Source organism: Nostoc sp. TCL26-01, assembly GCF_013393945.1.
In the GTDB taxonomy this organism is placed as follows: Bacteria; Cyanobacteriota; Cyanobacteriia; order Cyanobacteriales; family Nostocaceae; genus Trichormus.
In genome coordinates, this window is the sequence record NZ_CP040297.1 from 1093643 (window position 1) to 1120452 (window position 26810).

Below are 26810 nucleotides of genomic sequence, written 5' to 3' on the forward strand. Positions count from 1 at the left end.
AGAATCAAATTTCAAATAAACAATCACTAACAATATGAATAATAAAATTATAAATTCCGAACTAAATTCTTTAATTCCCCCTGAAATTAAAAATGATGAATTTTATCTTGCTCTTCAAAAAATTACTAGTGAGGAAGATATTAAAACAGTTTTAGAAATCGGTTCATCTTCTGGGGATGGAAGCACTGAAGCATTAGTTACAGGATTGAAGAATAACCCAAACAAGCCAAAACTATTTTGTATAGAATTATCAAAAAACAGATTTAAACAGTTGGAAAATAAATACATAAATGATGATTTTGTACATCCTCATAATATATCATCTGTCCCTGTAGAAAGTTTTCCTACTGTACAAGAAGTTATTGATTTCTATCAGAACACAAATAATAATTTAAAAAAATATCCATTAGAGCGTGTTCTCTATTGGCTACAACAAGATATTGAATATGTAAAGAATTCTGGACTATCTACCAATGGCATTAAGAAAATTAAGCTAGAAAATAACATTGATAGTTTTGATCTAGTCTTAATCGATGGATCAGAATTTACTGGTAGTGCTGAATTAGATGAAATATATGGAGCAAAATATATTTGTTTAGATGATATCAATACATTTAAGAACAATAAAAATTTCTTACGTTTATTGAATGATTCTAATTATGTTCTTATTGAATCTAAGCTAAACGTTCGTAATGGCTACGCTATCTTTAAACACAAAAATGTTCAGCTATCTGTTTATCGAACTATTAATCATGTTGTTACCTCTATAGAAGGCTTCATGATTACTGGACAAGAAGAATACCTTTTTAATAAAGTAAAATTACTTCCAGAAGATGCTGTAATTGTAGAAATTGGTTCTTTTAAAGGTCGCTCAACAGTTGCTATGGGCTATGCTTGCATAGGAACTAATCGCAGAATTTATGCCATTGATACATGGGACGGAAATGACTCTGATTTTTCTGAACGCCAGTTTTTTGAAGTTTGGCAGGAAAACATTAAAGTAAATAGACTTGAAGAATATATCTTCCCGTTACGTGGTTTCTCACATGATGTATTGAGAAACTGGTATGAATTAACAAATAATAAAACTATTGATTTTATTTTTATTGATGGTTCTCATCAGTATTTAGATGTTCTCAAAGATTTTGAAATGTCATTTCCACTAGTTAAAAATGATGGTTGGATAGCATTTCATGATGTTGTGTATACTTGGCCTGGTTCAGAACGTGCTTGGCATAAAACAGCAAAATTCTTTCTTGTTAATCATGAATATTCTTCAAGTCTTGCGTGTGGACAAAAAAAATTAGCTGCCACCAATCTTATATCAGCATTGCTACCAATTCACTTTTTCACTATAGTTCTAAATGGACAACCATTTATCCGTTATCACATTGAAGTTTTTAAGCAACTACCTTTCAAATGGCATTGGCATATTGTTGAAGGTGTAGCAGATTTAAAACATGATACTAGTTGGAGTGCGAAACTGGGTGGACACATCAGTGATGAAATTCATAAAAATGGTCGTAGTCATGACAGTACTACAGAATATCTAGATGAATTACTGGAACTTTATCCAGATAACATCACAATTTACCGTAAACCAAAAGATGTTTTCTGGGATGGAAAACGGGAAATGGTAAATGCACCACTTGCTAATATTAAAGAAGAATGTTTGTTATGGCAAATTGATGTAGATGAACTGTGGACATTAGAACAGATTTGTACTGCTAGGGAATTATTTATAAGTAATCCAGATAAAACTGCTGCTTTTTATTGGTGTTCGTATTTTGTAGGTGAAAAACTAGTCATTAGTACTCGTAACTGTTATGCACACAATCCTCAACAAGAATGGTTAAGAACATGGCGATTTAAACCAGGATATATTTGGGCAGCACATGAGCCTCCCACATTAGTAGAACCTTTACCAGAAGGTAAATATAAAAATGTTGCTACTGTAAATCCTTTTGTACATCCAGTAACGGAACAACATGGATTAGTGTTTCAGCATTTTGCTTATGTAACACCAGAGCAATTAAGATTTAAAGAAAAATATTATGGTTACGGTAATGTTGTTGCTCAATGGAATGCTTTACAAAAAACAACTAAATTTCCACTTTTGTTGAAAGAATATTTACCTTGGGTGCAAGATGAAACTCAAGTAGATATTGCTGAACATAGAGGCATAATTCCAATTGCTCAAAAAGAAAGCGATAGTGATAGTTGGCGGTTTCTAAAGCCAAATGAAGTACAAAAACAGATGACTAATATTAACACACCATCACCCATAATTGTTGTCGATGGTATATTCTTTCAAATCCAGCGAAGTGGTATTGCCCGTGTTTGGACATCTTTATTAGAAGAGTGGGCAAAAAACGAGTTTGCAAAGCATATTATTGTAATTAATCGTGCAAAAACTGCACCTAATATTCCTGGTATTAAATACATTCATGTAAAACATTATGATTACAATAATACTAATCTAGATCGAGAAATATTACAGCAGATATGTGATGAAGTAGGTGCAGATTTATTTATTTCTTCTTACTACACTACTCCCACTACAGCACCTTCTGTATTCATGGGATATGACATGATACCAGAGGTTATGGAATGGGATATGAATAGTCCTATGTGGAAAGAGAAGCATCGAGCTATTAAACAAGCATCAGCTTACATAGCAATTTCAGAAAATACTGCTCGTGACTTGAGCAAATATTTCACAGATATACCAATAGATCATGTAACCATAGCTCATTGTGGTGTAAAAAACACTTTTTCACCAGCTAAACCTGAATATATTAATATTTTTAGGTTTAGGCATGGTATTACTAAACCCTACTTTTTGTTAGTTGGTATTGATGGTGCTAATAAAAATAGCATTTTATTTTTCCAAGCTTTTGCAAAACTTGCCAATAGCTATGGGTTTGAGATTGTTTGTACAGGAAGTAGTGGAATTTTACCACCGAAACTTCGAGCTTATACATTAGGTAGTGCTGTACATATGTTGCAACTTAGTGATGAAGAGTTAGCGATCGCTTACTCTGGTGCAGTAGCCTTAGTATATCCTTCTAAATATGAAGGTTTTGGGATGCCTATCATTGAAGCAATGGCTTGTGGTTGTCCTGTAATTACCTGTCCAAATTCCTCTATTCCAGAAGTAGCAGGGGAAGCTGCAATATATGTTAAAGATGATGATGTGGATGGATTAGCAAATGCTCTTTGTGAAGTACAAAAGCCTAGTGTTCGTCAATCATTAATTACAGCAGGTTTAGCACAAGCACAAAAGTTCTCTTGGTCAAAAATGGCAGATATTGTCAGTGCTGCTTTGATTGATGCTGCTAATAAAAAGAAGTCAGGAGTCAGAATACTCCAACCATAAAGCAATACGGTTCAGTTAAGCAGAAAAGTAGGTTGGGTTTCACTTCGTTCAACCCAACGAATCCGCGAAAATGTTGCGCTACGCTTAACCCAACCTACTAGCGCGGCAAGCTTAAAATGTTTGGTTCCAGAAATATAGAAACCCGAAAAAGACAGTATTCTATAATTATTCAACCCAATAAATTAGACTTGCCGCGCTACTACACAATTTAAGATTTTTAACGCTAACTGAACTGTATTGACCCATAAAGGGATAGAGTTTAAATGAGGAAAAACGGTTAATATGTGATCTTTAAATCAATATGTATTGGTAAATTAAGTGGCAAATTCTTGAGAAAGGAATTAAATATGCTAATAGAAGAAGTTCAAATAGAAGAGTTTATCCAACATCATCAAATCAATAATCATCCATACAATTTTGTAGAAAAATATCAGCAAGGCAAAACTTCTCAATCTGATATCGATAAATTACGTCTCTTAAGACAACATATATCTGAATTGTTTCTCAGTCAACAGATAGATCAGATTGAAACGCTATATTTGACTAAATATAATCAAGCTTATAAATCAATACTAAATACTGGCATAAAGTATGAGTTACTAACCAAAAGTGAACAGGTATTTATTGCGGAAATATTTGAAAAACTTGCTCAAGGATTTGATGAATTAGATGCTATTAAATATCTGCTGGTGGCAATGTTGTACTGTCATCCTCATCAGTTGCCACGAATATATGATTTAAATTATATTCCTAAATGGCTGCTACCTGATTATCTAGAATTTAGTTTCAAATCTCCTCTTTATTTTCAAAAAATCAGTGAGGTGGATGATTATTATCGATATATGGAGCATTGGGTTACCTATCTTCATAGCAATATAACCAATAATCCCCAATCTAAATTCTCTGAATATATTGCTGCTTATTTTACAAGTCAGGTGAATTTTATTCCTTTATATTTTAATACTGAAAATCTCAAAGACATCTATACGAAACGTGCAGATATTATGGAGATATATTTGCAAAATCTAGGTAGCACTATTGAATACAGTTTTTCAACAAGACCTCTGGAAAGACAAAAAATTAGATTGGGGATTCTCGCTAATAATTTTCTTCCACAGACAGAGAATTTTGCTGCTTTGTCAATATATAAGTATTTAAATAGAGATTTATTTGAGATTATCCTGTTCAGCTTAAACGTAAGTTACCATCGGCTAGAAAAATATTGTGTTGGTCATGCTGACACTATGATTAAACTTCCAGCCGATTTAGTTAGCCAAGTACAAACTATTCAGGAAGCAGACCTTGATATCCTATTTATTGGTACAAATATTACTGCGGTTACTCATCAAATTACATTGCTTTCCTTGCATAGGTTAGCTCGAATCCAGATGGTTGATGCTAATTCACCTGTAACAACAGGTATGCGTCATATAGATTACTATCTTTCCAGTAAATTGTCGGAAGTTGAAGAAAATGCTCAACAACACTATACAGAAAAGCTAATTACTTTAGATATTCCTCCGCAATGCTTTGATTTTGCCACAGAAGAACAAATACTTCTCACCAAAAATATTAGTAGAGAAAGTTTGGGAATTGATCAGACTGCAATAGTTTATGCTTCTGGAGCTAATTACTACAAAATAATTCCCGAACAAGAGGTAACTTGGGCAAAGATCATTGCTAGTGTTCCTAATTCTGTACTGCTACTTTATCCATTTAATCCTAACTGGTCATCTTCTTATCCTTGTGTTGTATTCCGTAAGCGGATAGTTAATACTTTTGCTGAATATGGTCTTAGTGAAGATAGATTGCTGATTCTGGAACCAGCACCAAATCGTGCTGATGTGAAAGCACGTTTGCAACTTTGTGATATTTACTTAGATTCTTATCCTTACTCTGGTATGACTTCACTGATAGACCCGTTAGAAGTAGCTTTACCAATAATAGTAAGAGAAACAGAAACTTCTCGCTCTCGCAAAGGAGCATCTCTTTTAAGAGAGATGGGAATAGATGATTTAATTACTGATAGTGAAGCAGCTTATATTCAACTAGCTGTGACTCTGGGAAATAACCCTGAGTTACGCCAGCAAAAGAGCGCCCAAATCAGAGAAAAAATGCAGAGTAACCCTAGTTTTAGAGATAGTCGCTCTTATTCAGCTAAAATAGGTAGCCTATTCCAAAAACTATTTAATGATTATCTGATTGATAAGTAGGTAGGTCTAGATGGTGGGTTGAGGCTTTGGCAAACCCAAATTGATTTTAAACAGCCGGAGAATCAGCTTTTGACTGTTTGCGCCAATTGCGTTTTTGTAGATATGTTTGCAATGACTCCATGTAGGTGTAGAAAACAGGTGTTAAATACAGTGTGAGAAATTGAGAGAATAGTAACCCGCCAACAACTGCTAAACCGAGGGGACGACGGGTGTCTGCACCAGCACCTAAACCAAGTGCTATTGGTAATGTTCCCATCAAAGCTGCCATTGTTGTCATCATAATGGGACGGAATCGGACTAAACAAGCTTCGTAAATAGCATCATAGGGACTTTTGCCTTGTTGACGGGCAATAATGGCAAAGTCAACCATCATGATGCCGTTTTTCTTGACAATGCCAATTAAAAGGATGATACCAACGAAGGCGTAGATATTCAGATCAACATGGAATAATAACAGCGTCAGCAATGCGCCGAAACCAGCAGAAGGTAAGCTGGAGAGGATAGTTAGGGGATGAATAAAGTTTTCGTAGAGAATACCTAAGACAATATAGATGACAAAGATGGCAACGAGTAGCAACAGTCCTAAACCTTGAATTGAAGATTGGAAAGCTTGAGCTGAACCTTGGAAGCCTGTACTGATGCTGGCGGGTAGTGTTTGCCGGGCAAGTTGTGTAATTTTATCGGTGACGCTACCTAGTGAGACTCCTGGTTTTAAGTTAAAGGAGATAGTGACAGAAGCTAGTTGTCCTGTGTGGTTGACTGTTAACGGCCCCACATCTTTAGTGATATTTGCTACGGCGTTGAGGGGGACTAATTGCCCATTGGGAGAATGAATTGAGAGCAAATCTAAGGAATTAGCATTTTGTTGATATTTTGGTTCTACACCCATGATCACCTGATATTGACTATCAGAGGCATAGATGGTGGAAACTTGGCGAGTCCCATAGGCATTACTGAGGGCGGTTTCAATTTGATTGGCGGTTAAACCCAAAGATGATGCTAAATCACGGTTGATTGTTACTTGCAGTTGGGGATTTTTGATTTGTAAGTCACTGTTGACATCTTGCAAGTCTGATAGGGCGCGGAGTTTATTTTCTAAAGTGGGGGCGTATTGGTAAAGCTCCTGCACATTGGGACTTTGGAGAGTAAATTGATACTGGGCTTTAGTTTGTTGTCCGCCGATGTTAATGGCTGGGGGATTTTGTAAGAAAACTTTGATTCCGGGAATGCGTGCTAATTTGGGGCGTAGTTCTTGGACAATTTCATCTGCACTCAGGGGGCGTTCATCACGGGGTTTGAGTTTGAGGAAAATTCTGCCAGCGTTAGCAGAAGCATTTGGCCCTCCAGCGCCAACACTAGAGTTAACAGCAGCAATATTGGGATCTTGATAAGCGATCGCCGCAACTGCTTGTTGATGTTTTACCATTTCATTAAAGGAGATATCTTCGGATGCTTGGATGTTGGCAGTAATTTGTCCGACATCTGCACTGGGAATGAACCCTTTCGGCACAACCATAAATAAATACACCGTCGCCAGCAAAATTGCCCCGGAAATTACCATCGTTGTCCGATGATACTTGAGTGATAGTTTTAAAGTGCGATCGTAGCCACCGAGTAATTTATCAAAGAAGCTTTCTGACAAGTTGTAGAGGCGAGTTGTCCAATTGTTTTGGTTCTCGTGTTCTTCTCCGTGTTGGGGTGGACGCAAGAAGCGGGAACACAGCATTGGTGTCAAACTCAGAGATATTACCCCGGATACTAAAATGGCGACACTAATGGTCACGGCGAACTCCCGGAAAAGTCTTCCCAAAATCCCACTCATGAATAGTATGGGGATAAAGACGGCGACTAGAGAGATAGTCATCGATAAAATTGTGAAGCCAATCTCCTTTGAACCATTTAAAGCCGCTTCCAACCGACTTTCCCCCATCTCCATGTGACGGACGATATTTTCTAGCATGACGACAGCATCATCCACCACAAAGCCGACGGAAAGAGTCAACGCCATTAAAGACAAATTATCCAGGGAGAAACCCAACAGTAGCATTACGCCAAAAGTCGCTACCAAGGATAAAGGGACTGCCAAACTGGGGATAATCGTTGCCGAAAGGTTGCGGAGGAATAAAAATATGACGAGTACAACCAAGGCGATCGTCAGCAACAGGGTAAACTGGACATCATCCACCGATTCTCGAATGGCTTGCGATCGGTCATACAAAATATCCATGTTCACAGCTGCGGGAATTTGCTCCCGAAAGCTGGGTAAAATTTTCTGAATATCATTGACGACAGCGACAGTATTAGTTCCCGGTTGCTTCTGAATTGCTAAAACGATCGCTCTCACACCAGAACTCAGCTTTTGTGTCTTCTGTGCCTTTTCGGGAAAAAACCAACTTGCCACTTTGTCATTTTCCACACTATCTAGCACCTGTCCCAGTTCCCCAAGCTGTATAGGCGCACCATCTCGATAACTCACCACCAAAGAACGGTAGCTAGCCGCATCATTTAATTGTCCGTTGGCTTGAATTGTAAAATTCTGCTTGGCTCCATAAAGTGTGCCTGTAGGTAGATTGACATTACCTTGAGCAACAGCTTCTGCCACTTCATCAACACCGATACCTTTGGCACTTAAGGATTCTGGATCTAATTGAATCCGCACTGCATACTTTTGGGAACCGTAGACTTGCACCTGAGCAACTCCATCCACCATTGACAAGCGTTGTGCCAAGAGTGTTTCAGCGTATTTATCTACAGTTGCTAGGGGCAAAATCTCTGAGTTGAGCGATATGTACAAGATTGGCTGATCTGCTGGATTCACCTTGCGATAGGATGGGGGGCTGGGCATATTGGTGGGCAATTGCTTTGCTGCCTTAGATATTGCCGCTTGCACATCCTGGGCTGCACCATCTATCTGCCGACTCAAATCAAATTGCAACGTGATTTGTGTACTACCCAAGGCGCTAGTCGAGTTCATCGAACTTAACCCGGCAATACTGGAAAACTGCTGTTCTAAAGGGGTAGCGACGGAAGATGCCATCGTCTCTGGATTAGCCCCCGGTAAATTAGCTGTCACCTGAATACTAGGGAAATCCACATTGGGCAAGTCGCTGACTGGCAACATTCGATAACTCATCAGCCCAAAGATCAAAATCCCCACCATGACTAACACCGTCATCACTGGGCGACGGATGAATATTTCGGAAATGTTCATGATTGCTGCCTACTTCCTACTGCTGGTTTCACCTGCACTCTAGCCCCAGGTACTAAGTTAAATTGCCCATCGACAACAACTTGCTCACCTGGCTGTAATCCTTGCTTAATCACTGTTGCGCTCTCAACCGTATCACCAACAATCACTGGACGCACTTCTACTTTTTTGTCTGATTTGACTACATACACAAATTGTCCTTTTTGCCCAGTCTGAACGGCTGGAGCCGGCACAGTAATTGCATTCGGTTCTTCGGTAAACTTGAGTACAACGTTGACAAACTGCCCAGGAACCAATCGCTCATCAGCGTTGGTGAATGTGGCTTTTAGCTGAATTGTGCCTGTTTGTGGATTCACGCCACTATCTACAAACGTGAGTTCTCCACGCACCGACTGTCTTGGATCTTTGGGAACTAAAGCATCTACTTCTAGTTTGTGGTTAGTGTTGTATTTATTTAAGTCTGGTAAAAGTCTTTGGGGAATAGAAAATGTCACATAAATTGGGTGAATTTGGCTAATTGTGATTAACGGATCATCAGCATCGGCTTTAACTAAATTACCTTGATTGAGTTTGAGACTACCTGTACGGCCGTTGATGGGAGAATAAATAGAACTATAGGAAAGCTGAACCTGAGCATTATCAATTGCTGCTTGATCTGCGGCAACAACGGCCTGGGCATTCTGTACATCTGCTTGGGCTGCAACTACAGATGCTTGGGCATTTTGTACATCTGCTAGAGCCGCAACTACAGCTGCTTGAGCATTTGCTACCCCTCCTTGATCAGCTGTGACTGTAGCTTTTTGAGCATTAGCACTCGTTTGATAATCTTCTGCCTGTTGCTTGCTGATTGCACCTTGCTTGAGTAAATTAGCGTAGCGTTGTGCTTGGGAATTGGCATTGGTAGCCTGTGCTACGTCCTTAACCACATTTGCCTTGGCTTGGTTGACTTGAGCTTTAGCCTTTTCCACATTGGCTTGTGCTTGCTGTACTTGCGCTTTGGCTTTTTCTAGATTGGCTTGTGCTTGTTTGACTTGTGCCAAATCTTTAACTTTGTTGGCCTGTGCTTGCATTAGCAACGCTTGCAGGGGACGAGAATCGATAGTAAAAAGTAAGTCTCCCTGTTTCACCTTCTGCCCTTGGCGGAAATAGACACCAGTCAGTTGTCCACCGACTTTAGACTTGACAGAAACAGTAGAATATGCTTCTACATTCCCTGTGGCTGAGAACAACATCGGTACTGTTTTTGGAGTGGCGATCGCCACTACCACCGACACAGGTCGTTTTTTCCCTGCGTCTTTTTCATTTGATTGCGCCTCAGAAGCCACACAGCCAGTACAAAAATAAGTCAGACCCAGGATAATTAGCCAGAGTCTACCTATAGGTAGAGGACAATGAGTGCGTGTAACTACATATTTGCTCGTCTGCATATAATCTAAACAGCACATATGAAGAATTTAGCAGGAAGGGAGTGATCAGATACGCTCCGTCGCAGGCGATCGCTCACCAATTGATATTAGCGATCGTTGTGTGTGAAAAACTCATGTGACAGATTATGCCCAGATCAACATAATGTTAGCTTAACTAACAATTAGAATACAAATATTTTTATAAAACAATACTACTTAGGTGACAGGTGACAGGTGACAGGGAAGAAGGGGAGTGGGGGAGTGGGGGAGTGAGGGGTGCAGGGGTGCAGGGGAGAAGAAATGCTAATGACTAATGACTAATGACTATTGACTAATGACTATTGACTAATGACTATTGACTAATGACTATTGACTAATGACTATTGACTAATGACTATTGACTATTGACTAATGACTATTGACTATTGACCATTGACTAATGACCATTAACCATTGACTTCCCAATAAATTTTGTTGTCCTTGTACAGTTTGCTTCCCGCAGATAGTTAAAAATTTGTATTCTAAAGTTAATACGTCTTAATAGTTCTTAGAAAAACTGGTGCAAGAAGATTTTAGATTAATTGTTGATTTAGTACTAGTTCTCGGCGTTGCTGCCTGTGGTGGATTGTTTGCAGCGCTGCTCAAACAACCTGTACTGCTAGGCTACCTCATCGGCGGGATGGTAGTAGGGCCGGCTGGGCTGGGACTGATTAAGGAAGTTGTGCAAGTAGAAACCCTGGCGCAGTTTGGGGTGGCCTTCTTGTTGTTCGCCTTGGGTGTGGAGTTTTCCTTTGCGGAATTAAAAAAAGTTAAGGCGATCGCTCTCGGTGGGGGTGGACTACAAATTGCCTTGACAATCTTGATTACGGTGGTGGTGTGTGGGTTAACGGGGGCCTGGGGGACTTTACCCGCGAAGGGTGTGTTTTTGGGGTCAATTCTGTCCCTATCTTCTACAGCCGTTGTCCTCAAATGCTTGATGGAACGGAACGAAACTGAAACACCCCACGGGCAAGTGATGCTGGGGATTTTGGTAGTTCAGGATTTAGCTTTGGGATTGATGCTGGCTGTCTTACCAGCTTTGCACGAACCAGGGGAAGCGATCGGGATTGCCGTCCTCACAGCTTTAGTCAGGATTGGTCTATTTGCGGCTGGGGCAGTGGTGGCGGGGATTTGGCTGATACCGCCATTGTTGCGCCTGTTAGCCCGGACTGAGAGTCGAGAACTGTTTTTACTCGGTGTGGTGGCACTGTGTTTAGGTATTGCCCTACTGACAGAATATTTAGGACTCTCCATTGAGATGGGGGCGTTTGTTGCTGGGTTGATGATTTCTGAAGTGGAATACGCCGATCAAACCATCACCTATGTAGAACCCCTACGAGATATTTTTGCTAGTTTATTCTTCGCTGCCATTGGGATGTTAATTGACCCAGTATTCTTATGGCAGAATCTAGAGTTAATTTTAGGGTTAGTTGCCCTGGTTTTTGTCGGTAAGTTTTTAATCATCACACCGTTAGTAAAATTATTCCGCTATCCTTTGAAAACAGCATTAATTGCTGGCTTGGGACTGGCGCAAATTGGGGAATTTTCCTTTGTATTAGCTAGTGAAGGACAGGCTTTAGGGTTGGTTTCCCGGCGCATATATCTGCTAATTTTGGGAACCACTGCCGTCACACTGGTTTTGACTCCTTTTGTGTTGCGGTTAGTGCCGTTTTTATTCAACCTTGCCGAATCAATGCCGTGGCTGAAACCTTATTTAGATGGAGAAGGTCAAGCAAAAGATGTATCGGATGAACTACCCAATAAAGATCATGTGGTAGTCTGCGGTTATGGGCGAGTGGGGAAGAATTTGGTCAAGTTGTTACTGCAACATAATTTGCCTGTAATTGTTATTGATCAATCAGAAAGACGGATTCAGCAATTGCGTGATGCGGCAATACCCTATGTATATGGTAATTGCATCAGTTTCCATGTTTTAGAAACGGCTGGTGTCAGTCATGCTAAAGGAATGGCGATCGCCCTACCTGATCCCATGAGTACTCGTCTGTGTCTGAAACGGGCTTTGGAATTGTGTCCCGAACTGGATTTAGTTGTCCGCGCTACTCAAGACAAAAATATTGAAGTGCTTTACCAACTGGGAGCAAGAGAAGTAGTACAGCCAGAATTTGAAGCCAGTATCGAAATGGCAACTTATCTCTTAACCGGTTTAGGCTTGTCTCCTGGTGTCGTCCAACGAGAAATGCAGCAAATCCGCAACGATCATTATCTAGATTTGCGCCCAGAACGCACGGCTGACGAAGTTTCCCGCGATTTACGCCAAGCCACCGAGGATTTAAATCGCCGTTGGTACGACTTACCTAGCGATTCACCCTTGATTGGCATGAGTTTAGAAGAAGCGGATATGCGCTACTTAACAGGCGTGAGTTTGATGGCAATTCGCCGCACCAATGGCGAGGAAATCGATTATCCTGATCATCAAACCAAATTAGCAGTAGGCGATCGCTTATTAATTGTTGGTGCTGACGAGGAACTAGCCGCTTTAGATGAATTAGCTCAAGGTAAGGTGGCTGTACCGGGAGAAAACAGCGCCTGTCAATGGATTGTCGTCAATGCTAATGCGCCAATTTTAGGCAAAACCCTGGCAGATTTCGCCTTAGATCAACAAACAGGAGTCCAAGTCCAAGCAATCCGTCGGGATGGTAAATATATGCGCTTTCCCGACGGTAGCACGGATCTACGAAATGGTGATCAGGTACTATTGTGCGGTAATCTGCTCAGACTCAACCAACTCCAACCTCTGTTCGCCTCAGTCAGCGAAATACCCCTATCTATCCCCATCGTGAAAACCAAGGAAATGGTCAAGGAGGTTTTGCCAGTGGATAGGATAAAAGAAGGGAACAGGTGAGAGGTGACAGGTGACAGGTGAGAGGTGAGAGGTGACAGGTGATAGGGGATAGGGGATTGGGAGATGGGGAGAGAAGAAAAATTACAACTCAGCACTCAGCACTCCCTCACTCCCTCACTCCTCATTACTCTTTAGCCAGAAAATAAGCGATCGCTTGTTTGGCAATGGTAATTTGACGGCTATTTTCATCGGCAATACATACACAGTTGGGGTCTTGCCAGAGGATTCTACCTGTGATTAAGTCACCAGTTAACAGTTTGAATTCTACTGCTACTGCTTGTTTAATCAGGTTTTGGACTTGGCGAATGCTTGGTAAGGAGGTATCAAATTCAGTTATAGACATTTTGATTAATAATTGAGGGACTGGGTAATGGGTAATGGGTAATGGGTCAGAAATTCCTCTCAATTACCAATCACCAACACTTAATCATTGATAATTCATCGTAGGAAAAATGGCAATCGAATTTACTAAGTATCACGGTCTAGGCAACGATTTTATTTTGATTGATAATCGCTCTAGTAAAGTACCTGTAGTCACTCCAGAGCGAGCAATTGAGCTGTGCGATCGCCACTTTGGTATCGGGGCTGATGGTGTAATTTTTGCCCTACCCGGAGAAAAGGATACAGATTACGCAATGCGGATTTTTAACTCCGATGGTTCTGAACCGGAAATGTGTGGTAATGGTATTCGTTGTTTGGCGGGATTTTTGGCAGATTTAGAGGGGATGTCTCGCAACCAAGACGCTTATCGTATTCATACCTTAGCTGGTGTAATGACACCCCAACTGCTACCTGATGGGCAAGTCAAGGTAGATATGGGTTTACCTCGATTACTGGCTGGGGAAATTCCCACAACGCTGGCTGCAAGTGATAGCAAAGTGATTAATCAACCCTTGGACGTGGAGGGGAAAACTTGGGATGTCACCTGTGTAAGTATGGGTAATCCTCACTGTATTACTTTTGTTGAGGATGTGGCAGCGATTCCTTTAGAAACTCTAGGGACGAAATTTGAGCATCACCCAGCTTTTCCCCAACGGACAAACACAGAATTTATCGAAGTTGTTAGCCGTGATTACCTGAAGATGCGTGTCTGGGAACGAGGCGCAGGCATTACCTTAGCTTGTGGAACGGGGGCTTGCGCTGCCTTGGTGGCTGGTGTATTGACAGGAAAGTGCGATCGCCTGGCTAGTGTAGAATTACCTGGGGGTGTGTTGGAAATTGAATGGTCAGAAGTAGACCAAAGAGTTTACATGACTGGCCCGGCTGAGAGGGTTTTCACTGGTAAAGTGTAAAGGAGTTTATTGCAGTTCTCATTTCAATGTAATACTCTTTGACCTCTCTCCTAAAAAAGGCAAAAGGCTTTAACCCAGTTATCAGTTATAGCGATTTTCATGCCGATGAAGTACACCAGTCTAGTCCAGAGATCGTAGGGGCGGGTTAAGTGAGATACTGGTGAATAGTGTCAGCATATCTGTTAACCCGCCCCTACTTGCTTGTGAGAAATGCGGGTAGCCTCTGTTGACTAAAAATCTGTACCTCACTCAACTGGGAAAAGCTATAACGCTGATCCAATTATCTTGACTGATAACTGTTCACTGTTAAAGTGGAGGACTTAAACCCAATTATCTTCACTGATAACTGTTCACTGTTAAATCTTACTCTCCTTCCCTACAAGGGAACGGGCTGGGGGTTAGGTCTGTATGACTAATTACTAATCTGCCAAACTTTGATGGTGTTATCTTCGCTACCACTAATCAAACTTCTGCCGTCAGGTGTAAAAGTGACGGATGTGACAGTGTTTTCATGGCCTTCTAGGGTGCGGAGTTCTTCGCCTGTTTCCAAGTTCCAGAGTTTGATGGTACGATCGCGGCTAGCACTAGCCAGAAATAAACCATCTGGACTAAAAGCGATCGCTGTCACTGTTTCTGTACTACCGCTTAATGTGCGAACTCTTGTACCTTTAGCCACATTCCAAATTTTGATCGTGCGATCGCGGCTAGCGCTGGCAAGGGTAGTACCATTAGGACTAAAAGCTATTGCTGTAATTGTTTCGCTATTTCCAGCTAGTGTGTGTGTCAGAGATGCTTTGTCTAAATCCCAAATTTTGATGGTTTTATCAAAGCTACCACTAGCAATAGTTACACCATCGGGGCTAATGGCGACTGAACGCACCCAAAATGTATGTCCGATTAAGGTATCTATGCGTCTGCCAGTTGCTAAATTCCAGACTTTGACAGTATTATCATCACTGCCACTCACCAAAGTTTTCCCATTAGGACTGATGGCTAAGGCGTGAACAGCATCACTATGTCCGTAAATCGTGCGGATTTCTGCTTTAGTTTGCAGATTCCAGACTTTGATAGTGTTGTCATCACTACCACTCACCAAAATTTTACCATCTGGACTGATAGCGATCGCATTCACTTTTTGCGAATGTCCCTGGAGTGTAGCTATTTCCGCGCCTGTGGCTAGGTGCGACAATTTAATTGTGTTGTCGTCTCCACAACTGACTATTATCTGACCATCGGGAGTAATGGCGATCGCTGCTACAGAATTTTTATGACCTTTGAGAGTATTAGCTAGAGTAATATTTCCTAACGTCGGCTTTTGTGGTTGTGCTAAAACTACCTGACCACGAGATGAATTATTAGTTAATCTGGAAGATAAACTACTATAAATTCTGCGATATTGATTATACCAAGATTCATTAAAACCAAATAACAACACAAAAGCACTCACTAAAACTACAGTTTTCAACAACACCGATTTTGGCGGTAAATATTGTGTTTTAGTGATGAGTAATTTTCCAGAAGTTTGACCTGCGGCTGGTAGTGCCAGTTGTTGTTTAGGAGTGATATCTTGCAGCACTTCATCAGCTGATGTGTAGCGATCCTTGAGTTCTTTTTGTAACAACTTATCTAAGACAAAATCCAACTCAGGCGTAATCGGACTCCGCAAATATTGCCGCCAATGAGTCACCCAGCCATAACCGTGTTCCATCCACAACTGAAACGGCGAAACTCCAGTTAATAAATGAAAACAAGTAGCACCTAAAGCAAATAAATCACTAGCAGCATAAGCCTTGCCATCTCGAATTTGTTCTAGTGGTGAGTAACCATGAGAACCAATCGATGTCCCAAAATTTTGGACTTTGGCAGTTAATTGCTTAGATGAACCAAAATCAATCAGATTTAATCTTCCATCAGTACGACACCGGATAACATTTTCTGGTTTAATATCACGATGAATCACACCGCGATCGTGAATAAATTTGAGAACTGGCAGTAAATCTAGTAAGATTGCTTGTATTTCTCCAGACCGATAATTTTTGCGTTGTTGCAACTCTTTTAACAGGTTTTGTCCATTGACAAATTGTTGCACCAAATACATACAGTTATCTTGCTCAAAATAAGCTAACAAAGTCGGAATTTGGGGATGTTCTCCGAGTTCTTGTAATCGCTTGGCTTCTTGAGCAAATAACTCTACTGCTTTTTTTTGTGACCAAGTTCCTTGAAATTTTGGTGCTAGTTGTTTAATTACACAACGTTCATTCAATTTATCTTGATCTTCTGATAGATAAGTTCTGCCAAATCCCCCTTCATCAGAAAGTACTCTGATGACACGGAAGCGATTTCTCAAAAGTGATACTAAAGGAGTACCACAACTTTGACACGATTTTTTTCCATCAGAATTAAGCGGACTAAGACAGTCTGGATTGAGGCAGCAGATCATATACTGATAGGCGCGGCTGCATAACGAATTTTGTTAAATTTGTCCCAATTATGCCTTGATGAAGAGTAGCTCTCAGATATTCTTGGTAAATAGCACTGGTGTCAAGGTTTGGGGTTTATTTATGTAGTAATCTTGGTAAATGCTAAACAGTCTTGCTCTGTGCAGCCAGACTGAGAGAGCCAGATAATTGATTATTCTCCCGATTATAGAATAATCCGAAGTTATTAGTCATTGGTCAATGGTCATTAGTCAATGGTCAATAGTCAATGGTCAATGGTCAATGGTCAATGGTCAATGGTCAATGGTCAATGGTCAATGGTCATTAGTCAATGGTCAATGGTCATTAGTCATTGGTCAGTACTCTCCGACTTCCACTCAGCACTCAGCACTCAGCACTCCTTCACTCCCTCACTCCCTCACTCCCTCACTCCCTCACTCCCCTTCTTCCCTGTTACCTGTTACCTATTACCCATTACCCGTTTTTGTTTAAGCTTGGCTTTCCATTGTCGAATAGCGATCGCTGTTTTGGCTACGGATGGAGAGTATACTTGAGGGGTTTCGGGATTTGTGGCAGGTTTGCTGCTTAAGGGTTGTGTCATTAAACAGTTAGTTAAGTTGGGTAAATCATTTTCGATACTTAAGGCTCTGATCACATCTTGCGGTTTTTGAAAACGCTCGTCTAGAGAAACTTTCAGCATTTTGTGGAGAATTTTGGCAAAATTATCACTCACCTTTACGTCTTCATCCCAGCAGATTTCTCCAGTCTGGCTATTGCGTGCCATTTCCATAGGACTTTTGCCAGTTAACAGATAAGCACAAGTTACACCCAAAGCATAAATATCGCTAGCGTAAACTGGACGTAGAGAAAACTGTTCTGGGGGTGCAAATCCCATTGTGCCAACAAAATTAGTTTGAGGTTGATTTGGCGAATTTGTGACGATATCAGCTAATTGTTCTTTAACTGCACCAAAATCAATCAATACTATTCGTCCATCATCGGCACAACGCAGTAAGTTTTGTGGTTTAATATCTCGATGAATTACTTTATTTTGATAAAGATACTGCAAAATTGGCAGTAATTCCCGCAAAAACTCTTTGACTTCAGTTTCAGTTTTTACCCCGTTGCGTTTGACTTCACGTGCCAAAGTATAGCCACGCACGTATTCTTGTACTAAATAAAGCTCTCCATGACTGTTAAAATAGTCCAGTAACATGGGGATTTGTGAGTGACTACCGAGTTTAGCTAAAGTTTTCGCTTCCTTTTCAAAGCGCTGACAAGCATTTTGCCAGCTTTTAGTGTTGGTTACTTTCGGACAAAGCTGTTTAATCACACATAAAGGATTACCCGGTAAAATGGCATCTTTCGCTAGAAACGTAATCCCAAAACCACCTCTACCGATAATTTTTAATATTTTATAGCGATCGCGGAATAATTGCGGAGAATCACACATTTGAACTAGTTGATTCTGCGGCAAATTATACTCACGCAAGTTTGTTATATTTTCCGAAAAGCGATCCATAGATCAACAACAGCTACTCGTTGATGTTATCAATCTAACCATAAATATGTCTATGCGCCAGTATCATTACGGCTTCTTCGTGAAATCATTATTCTTGTAGTTTAATTGAGGAGGGCGATCGCTTACCGAAAAACTCCATCACAATAGAGTCATCGCCTCTTCTACCTCATAATACTTATGGTTTAGTCTTCTCACAAGCTAGCTACTCAGCAATGAATAAAATATTACAACCAGGACAAAGCTACACTTTTAGTAATTACTTCCAAATGTCCTTCCCTATAGAAGATATACTCAAGGAGTTGGACTATAATTATACCAGCCAAAAAATAGACCTACCTATTGTTGATCAACTACCAAGTAGTTTTAGTCAGTTAAATGAAACCATTAAGAGAAATCTTCGGCTGACTAGCTTGCTAACCGAAGATGCGAGGAAACAAGCAGCGATCGCTCCCATATTATTTGAGTTGTGCGATTACTATCAAACTAAACTAAACATAGAGTATCCCGTGAATGCTAGTGAATACTTGAAAGGCACATTGGATTACTACATAAAAAACAGCAAAGAACTGTTGGTGGTAGAAGCCAAGAATGCTGATTTGACTAGAGGTTTTACTCAATTAGCTGTCGAGTTAATAGCCTTGGCTTGTTTTGAAGATTCTCTTGCTGCTAATATTTATGGTGCGGTAACAATTGGGAATATCTGGAAGTTTGGTTTTCTAGATCGACAACATAATTTGATTTATGAGGATTTGAATTTTTACATAATTCCCGATCAGTTAGAAACATTGTTCAAGATATTGTTGGGTTTACTTGCAGCTTAGTAATTTTTCCGGCTGTTATACGCGCATTTCTTAGAGGACGTTTGAAAAGTCTGTTTCTTTGTCATGTTGAATGCAGCGTAGCGGAATGAAACATCTCGGTATGTGCCACAAAACCTAGATTCTTCCTTACGCTCCGCTCCAGTCAGAATGACATTTTTATACCTACTGAAACTTTTAAAATACCCTTTTACCTAGTATAATCACTGATATATGTTGGTAATTTGATATGAGGATGTAAACGCGCATCAGGGATGGGTGTGGCTGGAGTTAATTTTAAGGGCAGTTCCCCAGCCCAGACGGGTATTTGATAATCAGCTTCATCATCTATTGGCCCACCTGTGCGGAGTTTGGCGGAGGCTTCTGCTAAAGGTAAGGATAGCACGAGGGTTCCGGCTAATTCATGACGATTGGGCGATCGCACTTCTTCCCACCTCCGCTTGATGACGTGTTCTGTAAATGCTTGCAGGGCAGCAAATTTTTCTTCTGTATTTTCTACTAGGGTAGCCGTACCAAAAATTACTACTGAACGATAATTCATGGAGTGATGAAAAGCCGATCGCGCTAATACTAACCCATCCAGCAAGGTGACGGTAACGCAGACATCAATACCTTGTTGCAGGGTTCTGATCATCCGACTCGCAGGCGAACCGTGAATATATAAGGTGTCGTCTACTCTGCCATAGGCGGTGGGAATAACGAAAGGTTGTCCCTCTGCCACAAAACCGACATGACAGACTAATCCTTCATCCAAGATTCGATAGATAGTTTCCTGTTCATAGTTTCCTCTTTGGGGTACACGCTTAACAGTTGTTCTGGGACTGGGGGCTTTTTGTGGAGTCATAACTAGAAACTTTTACTCTATATCGCTAGAGTATCTAGATAAGTGGAATGCGACAAGAGCCACTTTTTACCTAAACTACCAGTCCACTTTGCGCTTAATCATATGGACTTTGCTATCTCCATCAACCCACAGGCGGCTTTACCTCTGCATCGCCAAGTCTATGAAGAATTACGCTGGGGGATTCTCTCAGGGAGATTAACGCCTGGGCAAAAGCTACCGTCAACCAGAATGCTGGCTCAATCCCTGAGTATTTCTCGCGCTACTGTGACTCTCAGCTATGAACAATTACTGAGTGAGGGTTATCTAGAAACTATTGTGGGTTCAGGCACTTTTGTTTGTCGCCAAATCCCGGATGATTTACTGAACACTGCACCGATTGAGTCAAAATTACAACCAACTACGACATCAATATCTCTATCAGCCTATGGTCAAATTCTCAGTGACAAAGCATTCTTGCGTTTGCCAGAAGCAGAACTAGAAATCAACTTTAACTATGGCAGACCAGCATTTGACAAGTTTCCCATAGACTTGTGGCGACAGCTATTAGCCCGTCATTGTCGCCCTAATTCTAATGTGCTGGATTATACAATTTACTCAATGGGATATCAACCATTAAGAGAAGCGATCGCCACTTATCTAACACGTTCTAGAGCCGTAAAATGTAGTGCCGAGCAAATTATCATTGTCGGTGGTTCCCAGCAAGGACTTGACTTAATTACACGTTTATTCATTAACAGGGGTGATGGCATTGCCCTAGAAGAACCCGGTTATTTAGGGGCAAGAAGGGCTTTTTTAGCTCAAGGTGCTAGTTTATGTCCTGTACCTGTAGATACATCTGGCTTAATCGTTAGTCATCTAACAACAGGTATAATTCCCAACATTAAACTGGTTTATGTCACTCCATCTCATCAATTTCCCACAGGCGGAGTTTTATCCCTTCCTCGCAGGCTAGAGTTGTTAGCTTGGGCGCAGAAATCAGGAGTGATGATTATTGAAGACGATTATGATAGTGAGTATCGTTACGGTGAACGTCCCATTCCAGCCTTGCAAGGATTAGACCAAGGTAACTGTGTGATTTATCTAGGTACATTTTCTAAGGTGCTATTTCCCGCTTTGCGTTTGGGTTATTTAGTTGTGCCAGATGATTTAGTATCTATCTTTGCCCGTGCCAAATGGCTAGCAGACAGGCAATGTAGTTTATTGGAACAGTACGCCTTGACTGATTTTATTACAGAAGGTCATCTAGAACGCCATATTAGAAGAATGCGATCGCTCTACAACCAACGACGACAAACTTTAGTCCAGTCTTTGTTATCTCATTTTGGCGATCGAGTGACAATTCTGGGAGAAAATGCCGGAATGCACCTAATGATAAAAATCCACACCCATCTCAATGATGATGAAATTATCCAGCGTGCCGCACTTGCTGGTGTCAGTATGGTTGCTGCATATCCCAACTATTTAAAAACTAGTCCTGGTAGTGAATTTATATTAGGATATGCCGAACTTAATGAGTCACAAATTAGCGAAGGCGTACGGCGATTAGCGCAAATTGTATCACATCTTCCGCAGCCTCGGCAGACGAAATAAGTATGGAGATGCTTAATGAGCGTATCAAGCCAACAAGTGCAGCATAATGATAATGAGCAGCAGCGAGTTTTAGTCGAAAACCCAAGAGTTTTCGTTGATTTTCATAATGCTGATGCTCAAGGTCGCCTTCGTCTAAATTGTATTGGCACAATAGAGGATCTTTCTACTCAAAAAATCGCATTGCAAACTGGACAACACCTTACTCTTTATAGTGAAGATTTAGAAGTTGATGGAATAGTTGAGTATTCTCAATCAGAGCGTCTATGGGTTGTAGTTATTGATTGGGATGAAATCAGGGAAGTAGAAGAAATAAATCCAGCCTCTACTGTTGTGAGAAATACGAGATTACCAATCTAAAGCTCTAAACCACCTTTTTGTAGTTTCTTGAACGGGTCTAAAATAAAGTCAATCACTCGTCTTTGACGAATAATTACTTCGGCATTAGCTGATTGACCAGGGGTTAAATTAATCCGTTTGTTACCATTTTGAATGTATGGATGTTCTAAAGTAATATCCATTTCATAGGTTTCCACATTACCTTGATTGGTGGTTTGAATTTTCGAGTCAGGAGAAATCCAGCTAACACGTCCTGGTAACACACCATAATCTTGGAAAGGATAGGCATCAAATTTAATTTTGACTGGCATTCCCACCTTCAAGAAACCACTGTTTTGACTAGGCATGGTGGCTTTGAGAATTAAAGCTGCATTCTTGGGAGCGATTTGAGCTACTATTTGTCCAGCTTCGACTACAGGGCCTGGTTTATCGATGGGTAACTCAAAAATTGTACCATCAACAGGCGATCGCACTACTCTCTGCTGGATTTGAATTTGTAAAGCGGTAATCTGGCTCTTAGTTTGGGCAATTTCTGATTGCAAAGTAGTGATTTGGGCTTGTAAGTCTTTGAGTTGTTCCTGACTTCTTAATAGCGCTAATCTACCAGCTTGAACAATGCTTTGATAACTGCTTTGCTGTTCTTGCAGGCGGAGTCTAGCTTGCTTAATATCGGATTCAGTCTGACTGACAGTGGTTTGGTAACGGCTAACTTCTGCTTGTAAACGCAGTTGGGCTTGAGTAAAATCAGATTTGGCTTGTAATAAAGCACGTTGACTTTCTTCAGCTGTTTTTTCTAGTTCGACTATTTTAATCTGAGCGATCGCACCTTGTCTTAACAATTGGCGATAACGAGCAACTTCTTTGATATCTCTTTGCCAACGACTACCAGACAAGTTTTGCGCTAAATCTGTCGAATTGATATTTTGTCTAGCTTGTTCCACTAGCGCTTGTTTTTCTAATTTTTGTAAATTATATGTGCTTTGTTTGGCATCTAGATTTTGCTGGGCTTGACTGACTTGAGCAATTTTTTCTAATTCTTGGGCTTGGTTTTGCTGTTGTTGGATATTAATTGTCAAAATCAGTTGATTTTTGAGTAACTCTTGTTGGGCTTGGCGATTAATTAATTCTGCTAATCTTGTTTGTGCCTGTTCTAACTCTTTTTGCAACACATCAGATTCTAGTTCTAGTAACACCTGTCCAGCTTTCACCATTGCCCCTTCTTGCACATTGACAGCTTTGACACTACTAGTAACCGCAACACCTAATTTTTGAGTAGCACCTTGGGGTTCTAAACGCCCTCTAGCACTGCCAGTTTCATCCACCTTAGTAAACATTGCCCAAGGTAAAATAACAGCAGCAAAAGTAATGAGCAAATAGAGCATCGAGCGTGTCCAACGCTTCGGTAAAGCATCTAGTAATTCTTCTGTACCGTAAAACCAGTCATTTGTCTGTGTTGTAGCCTCTTGGGGATAGTCAACAAATTCGTGAGGATCTGGAACTCGTTGTACCTGCGCCTGTCGTGGTTGAACCAGAAGGGATGATGAATTATGAGATGGATTTGGCATAGTTTAGGGATGGGGCATTGGGGATGGGAGAGGGGGGATGGGAAGATGGGGAGTGGGGGATGGGGAGATGGGGAGATGGGGAGATGGGGGGAGTGGGGGATGGGGGGAAAGAGTAATTAAGTAATTTTCTCCTTGTCCCCTTGTCCCCTTGTCCCCTTGTCTTCTTATCCCCTTGTCTCCTTGTCCCCTTCCTTCCTTGTCCTCTTCCCTATTCCCTAGCCTGTCTGTGCTAGTTGTTGTTGGTTGAGGTAAAAATAATGACCTCTTCTGGCAATTAATTCATCGTGGGTTCCACTTTCAACTAGTAAACCCCGATCTATTACCAAGATTAGGTCGGCATGGCGCACGGTGGACAGGCGGTGGGCGATGATGATGCTAGTGCGCCCCTTGAGAATGGTTTTCAGGTTATTTTGAATGATGCGCTCAGATTCGGAATCGAGATGACTAGTAGCCTCATCTAATAGTAATAAACGGGGGTCTCCCAGTAAAGCACGAGCGATCGCTAGACGTTGTCTTTGACCGCCAGATAACATCCCCCCGGCTTCACCAATCTGGGTTTCATAACCCAATGGCATTTGTTTAATAAAGTCATCTGCCCCTGCTAAACGAGCTGCGGTAATAATATCTTCTAGGGTGGCTTCTGGGTGAGCAATGCTGACATTTTCGCGGATTGTGCCGCCAAACAGAAAGGTATCTTGATCGACAACGCCGATTTGAGAACGGAGCGATCGCAGGGCTATATTAGTCACATCTTGACCGTCAATCAAAACTTTTCCATCTGTCGGTGGATATAGACCCAAAATTAATTTAAATAGAGTAGTTTTCCCAGAACCACTCCGCCCCACGACTGCGACAGTTTGCTCAGGTTTAATCTCAAAGCTCAGGTTTTCTAAAACATTGTGGTCGCTTTCTGAATGATAGCGGAAGGTGACATTTTCAAAGCGAATTTGCCCCTGTAATCTGGGTAAAAATTGCCGGGGTTTATGTTGTAAATCCTCTTCCGGTTCGGCTTCTAAAACGTCGTTAATACGTTCTGTGGAAATCACCACTTCTTGTAACTGATTCCACAAGACTACTAGCCTCTGAAAAGGTCGGATAATATTACCCAGCAACATATTAAAGGCAACCAATTGACCGATTGTCAGTTGATTTTGAATCACCAGCCAAGCCCCAAACCAAAGTAAGCTAGTAGTTACCAAAGTTTCTAAAGCTGAACTGACAATTTGCAATTGATTACTAATAATTTGTCCACTGAAGGTTTTTCTAATCACATTATTCAGCAATTCTTCCCAATGCCAACGTACAGTTTGTTCAATAGCCATTGAGCGAATTGAGCGAATACCTGTGAGGGATTGAATTAAGTAACTGTTCTCGCTAGCCGTAGCACTAAAAACTTCCCGACTAATCCGGCGTAGAAATGGTGTAGCAATCAGTGCCAGCAACATAAAAGGCGGGACGATCGCCAAACTGGCCAACGCCATCGCTGAACTGTACCAAAACATCAATCCCACATACACAAATACTGTCAATAAATCTAAAATAATTGACAGTGCTTCCCCAGTTAAAAAACGCTGAATTTTCTGGTTTTCCTGCACACGCGAGACAATATCCCCAACGTAACGCGACTCAAAAAAGGCCAGAGGTAAACTGAAGGTATGTTTAATAAAACCTACCAACAGAGAGATACTAATCCGGTTGGCTGTATGGTCAAGTAAATATTGCCGTAAGCCGTTGATAATGACACGAAATAAGCCAAATATAACCAACCCCAAACCCACAGCATTTAATGTCAAAGTACTACCTTGGACAATCACCCTATCTAACAATAACTGAGTAAATAGAGGTGTGATTAAACCAAAAATTTGAATTAAAACCGAGGCAAAAAATACCTCTAGAAGTACTCTTGTATGGGGTTTAACTAAGTCAAATAGCTGCCAAAATGAAGTACTTGTTTCTTCAGTTTCCTTCAGTTGGTTCGTGGGTTGCAATAATAGAGCATAACCAGTCCAACCAGCTTTAAATTCCGCAATGCTTAGGTTACGTTGTCCAATGGCAGGATCACCAATAATTACTTGTTTTTTATTGATTTCAAAAACGACAACGTAGTGCTTACCTTCCCAGTGAGCGATCGCTGGCAGAGTTTGCTGTGCTAATCTATCCAAGCTAGCTTTTACCGGTCGAGTAGTAAAACCAATCGTTTCGGCTGCGGCTGTCACACCCTTGAGTGATGCACCACTGCGACTAACATTAGTTAAATCCCGCAAGCGATTTACACTCAACCGCTTACCCCAATAGCGACTCACCATTACCAAACAAGCCGCACCACAATCAGCTGCACTTTGCTGTTCAAATATGGGATAGCGCTTAGTCAAGCGTCCCCACCAATGACCAACTTTGACACTAGGACTGGGAAAATAAGCTCGGCGTTGCTTTTGTTTCGTTGCTGGCGGTTCTGCAAGGGGAAACGCGACAACGTTAGTCACAGGAGATTGAGAATCATTTTCCCCACTCCCCACTCCCAACTCCCCACTCCCTAATTCATCCAGTTGTGGCCAGTATTCTTCAGCTATTTTCCAGTCAGCATTTTTGAGAATGTAAACAACTGTCGATGGAGTGACTTGCCAATTTCCCTGCTTGCTAAATGGGGAAATTGTACCGCGTTTGAGTGTGCGTCCGTGAGTATCAACTAGTTCTCCCCGCCGCAATAACCAAAGTTTCGCATCTTGGGTGATGTGAGTGGGAAGTGAACCAGGTTCTAGAGAATAACGCTCAAATAGAGACAAAGCTTTGAGGATATTTTCGACAGAATCATGTTGCTGAATCAGCGCGTTTTGACAACACCACAGCAATAAATCCCAAGTCGCCGCATTTTTTTGTAAGCGATCGCCGACACTCGGATATTCACCCATCAACTCTTGTAAAATTGCTTGGGGAAGATAGCCAAGTTTTAAGTTTACCGAAGCTCTAGCCACATAAGGGCTAAATTCAGCATCAGGAAACAAAGTCAACTCACCAAAAGACGCACCACTTGTCAGAGTAGCAAGCAAATTGTGTGCGCTATCCAGCAGTCTGACTTTACCCCCAAGCACAATCCAAATACCAGCCATTGCTGTTGTCGCTTGCCAAAATTGTTTAGCAATAGGTGGTTCAACAATTTCTAAAGCTTGGATGCACCTCTTTAATTCTATTTCTGACAAAGACTCACCCAAAATTTGGGTGAGTTGTTGAGACAAATATTCCGAGGAAAACCCTGACGGCATTTCCCTACCTCCAACACTGAATTTTATGGGGCAAATT

16 protein-coding genes are annotated in these 26810 nt (G+C 41.1%); 8 read left to right on the forward strand and 8 right to left on the reverse strand.

From position 1 onward, the window contains the following. Nucleotides 1-34 precede the first annotated feature (34 nt). Both FD725_RS04590 and FD725_RS04595 read left to right on the forward strand, forming a co-directional pair. Nucleotides 35-3379, forward strand: coding sequence for a class I SAM-dependent methyltransferase (locus FD725_RS04590; protein ID WP_179047034.1), 3345 nt, complete (start codon nucleotides 35-37; stop codon nucleotides 3377-3379). 347 nt (nucleotides 3380-3726) lie between these two features. Beyond that, nucleotides 3727-5592 (forward strand): hypothetical protein, encoded by a 1866-nt coding sequence (locus FD725_RS04595; RefSeq protein ID WP_179047035.1) that lies wholly within the window; start codon nucleotides 3727-3729, stop codon nucleotides 5590-5592. Nucleotides 5593-5638: 46 nt separating this feature from the next. Here FD725_RS04595 and FD725_RS04600 read toward each other — a convergent pair whose 3' ends face one another. After that, nucleotides 5639-8803 (reverse strand): efflux RND transporter permease subunit, encoded by a 3165-nt coding sequence (locus FD725_RS04600; protein WP_179047036.1) that lies wholly within the window; start codon nucleotides 8801-8803, stop codon nucleotides 5639-5641. Then, nucleotides 8800-10227, reverse strand: a complete 1428-nt coding sequence (locus FD725_RS04605) for an efflux RND transporter periplasmic adaptor subunit (RefSeq protein WP_179047037.1) — start codon at nucleotides 10225-10227, stop codon at nucleotides 8800-8802. The genes FD725_RS04600 and FD725_RS04605 overlap by 4 nt, the downstream gene beginning before the upstream one ends. Before the next feature lie 538 nt (nucleotides 10228-10765). On the opposite strand from FD725_RS04605, the gene FD725_RS04610 reads away from it, so the two are divergent. Further along, nucleotides 10766-13108 (forward strand): cation:proton antiporter, encoded by a 2343-nt coding sequence (locus FD725_RS04610; RefSeq protein ID WP_179047038.1) that lies wholly within the window; start codon nucleotides 10766-10768, stop codon nucleotides 13106-13108. Between the two features lie 124 nt (nucleotides 13109-13232). Here FD725_RS04610 and FD725_RS04615 read toward each other — a convergent pair whose 3' ends face one another. Then, entirely contained in the window at nucleotides 13233-13451 is a 219-nt protein-coding gene (locus FD725_RS04615; protein ID WP_179047039.1) for an RNA-binding protein hfq, read from the reverse strand. Between the two features lie 109 nt (nucleotides 13452-13560). On the opposite strand from FD725_RS04615, the gene dapF reads away from it, so the two are divergent. Beyond that, nucleotides 13561-14400 (forward strand): diaminopimelate epimerase, encoded by an 840-nt coding sequence (gene dapF, locus FD725_RS04620; protein WP_179047040.1) that lies wholly within the window; start codon nucleotides 13561-13563, stop codon nucleotides 14398-14400. 412 nt (nucleotides 14401-14812) lie between these two features. Here dapF and FD725_RS04625 read toward each other — a convergent pair whose 3' ends face one another. Further along, complete coding sequence (locus FD725_RS04625) at nucleotides 14813-16840, reverse strand: serine/threonine-protein kinase (RefSeq protein ID WP_179047041.1); 2028 nt, start codon at nucleotides 16838-16840, stop codon at nucleotides 14813-14815. 238 nt (nucleotides 16841-17078) lie between these two features. Between FD725_RS04625 and FD725_RS04630 the strand changes: the two genes are divergently transcribed. Next, nucleotides 17079-17330, forward strand: coding sequence for a hypothetical protein (locus FD725_RS04630; RefSeq protein WP_179047042.1), 252 nt, complete (start codon nucleotides 17079-17081; stop codon nucleotides 17328-17330). On the opposite strand, the gene FD725_RS04635 is transcribed toward FD725_RS04630, so the two are convergent. Further along, entirely contained in the window at nucleotides 17299-18360 is a 1062-nt protein-coding gene (locus FD725_RS04635) for a serine/threonine-protein kinase (protein ID WP_179047043.1), read from the reverse strand. The two genes, FD725_RS04630 and FD725_RS04635, sit on opposite strands and share 32 nt — an antisense overlap. 212 nt (nucleotides 18361-18572) lie before the next feature. Here FD725_RS04635 and FD725_RS04640 point away from each other — a divergent pair, with 212 nt between their 5' ends. After that, entirely contained in the window at nucleotides 18573-19181 is a 609-nt protein-coding gene (locus FD725_RS04640) for a hypothetical protein (protein WP_179047044.1), read from the forward strand. Between the two features lie 187 nt (nucleotides 19182-19368). Here FD725_RS04640 and FD725_RS04645 read toward each other — a convergent pair whose 3' ends face one another. Then, complete coding sequence (locus FD725_RS04645; protein WP_179047045.1) at nucleotides 19369-20022, reverse strand: pyridoxamine 5'-phosphate oxidase family protein; 654 nt, start codon at nucleotides 20020-20022, stop codon at nucleotides 19369-19371. Between the two features lie 102 nt (nucleotides 20023-20124). Here FD725_RS04645 and FD725_RS04650 point away from each other — a divergent pair, with 102 nt between their 5' ends. After that, a complete protein-coding gene (locus tag FD725_RS04650; protein WP_179047046.1) occupies nucleotides 20125-21612 on the forward strand; it encodes a PLP-dependent aminotransferase family protein in 1488 nt (495 codons plus the stop codon). Nucleotides 21613-21627: 15 nt separating this feature from the next. Continuing rightward, nucleotides 21628-21969: a hypothetical protein gene (locus FD725_RS04655; RefSeq protein ID WP_179047047.1), complete on the forward strand. Its 342-nt coding sequence runs from the start codon at nucleotides 21628-21630 to the stop codon at nucleotides 21967-21969. On the opposite strand, the gene FD725_RS04660 is transcribed toward FD725_RS04655, so the two are convergent. Then, the gene (locus FD725_RS04660; RefSeq protein ID WP_179047048.1) at nucleotides 21966-23513 is read right to left on the reverse strand and encodes an HlyD family efflux transporter periplasmic adaptor subunit; all 1548 of its coding nucleotides are present in this window, start codon (nucleotides 23511-23513) and stop codon (nucleotides 21966-21968) included. The two genes, FD725_RS04655 and FD725_RS04660, sit on opposite strands and share 4 nt — an antisense overlap. 215 nt (nucleotides 23514-23728) lie before the next feature. Further along, the gene (locus FD725_RS04665; protein ID WP_179047049.1) at nucleotides 23729-26773 is read right to left on the reverse strand and encodes a peptidase domain-containing ABC transporter; all 3045 of its coding nucleotides are present in this window, start codon (nucleotides 26771-26773) and stop codon (nucleotides 23729-23731) included. Between the last annotated feature and the right edge of the window lie 37 nt (nucleotides 26774-26810).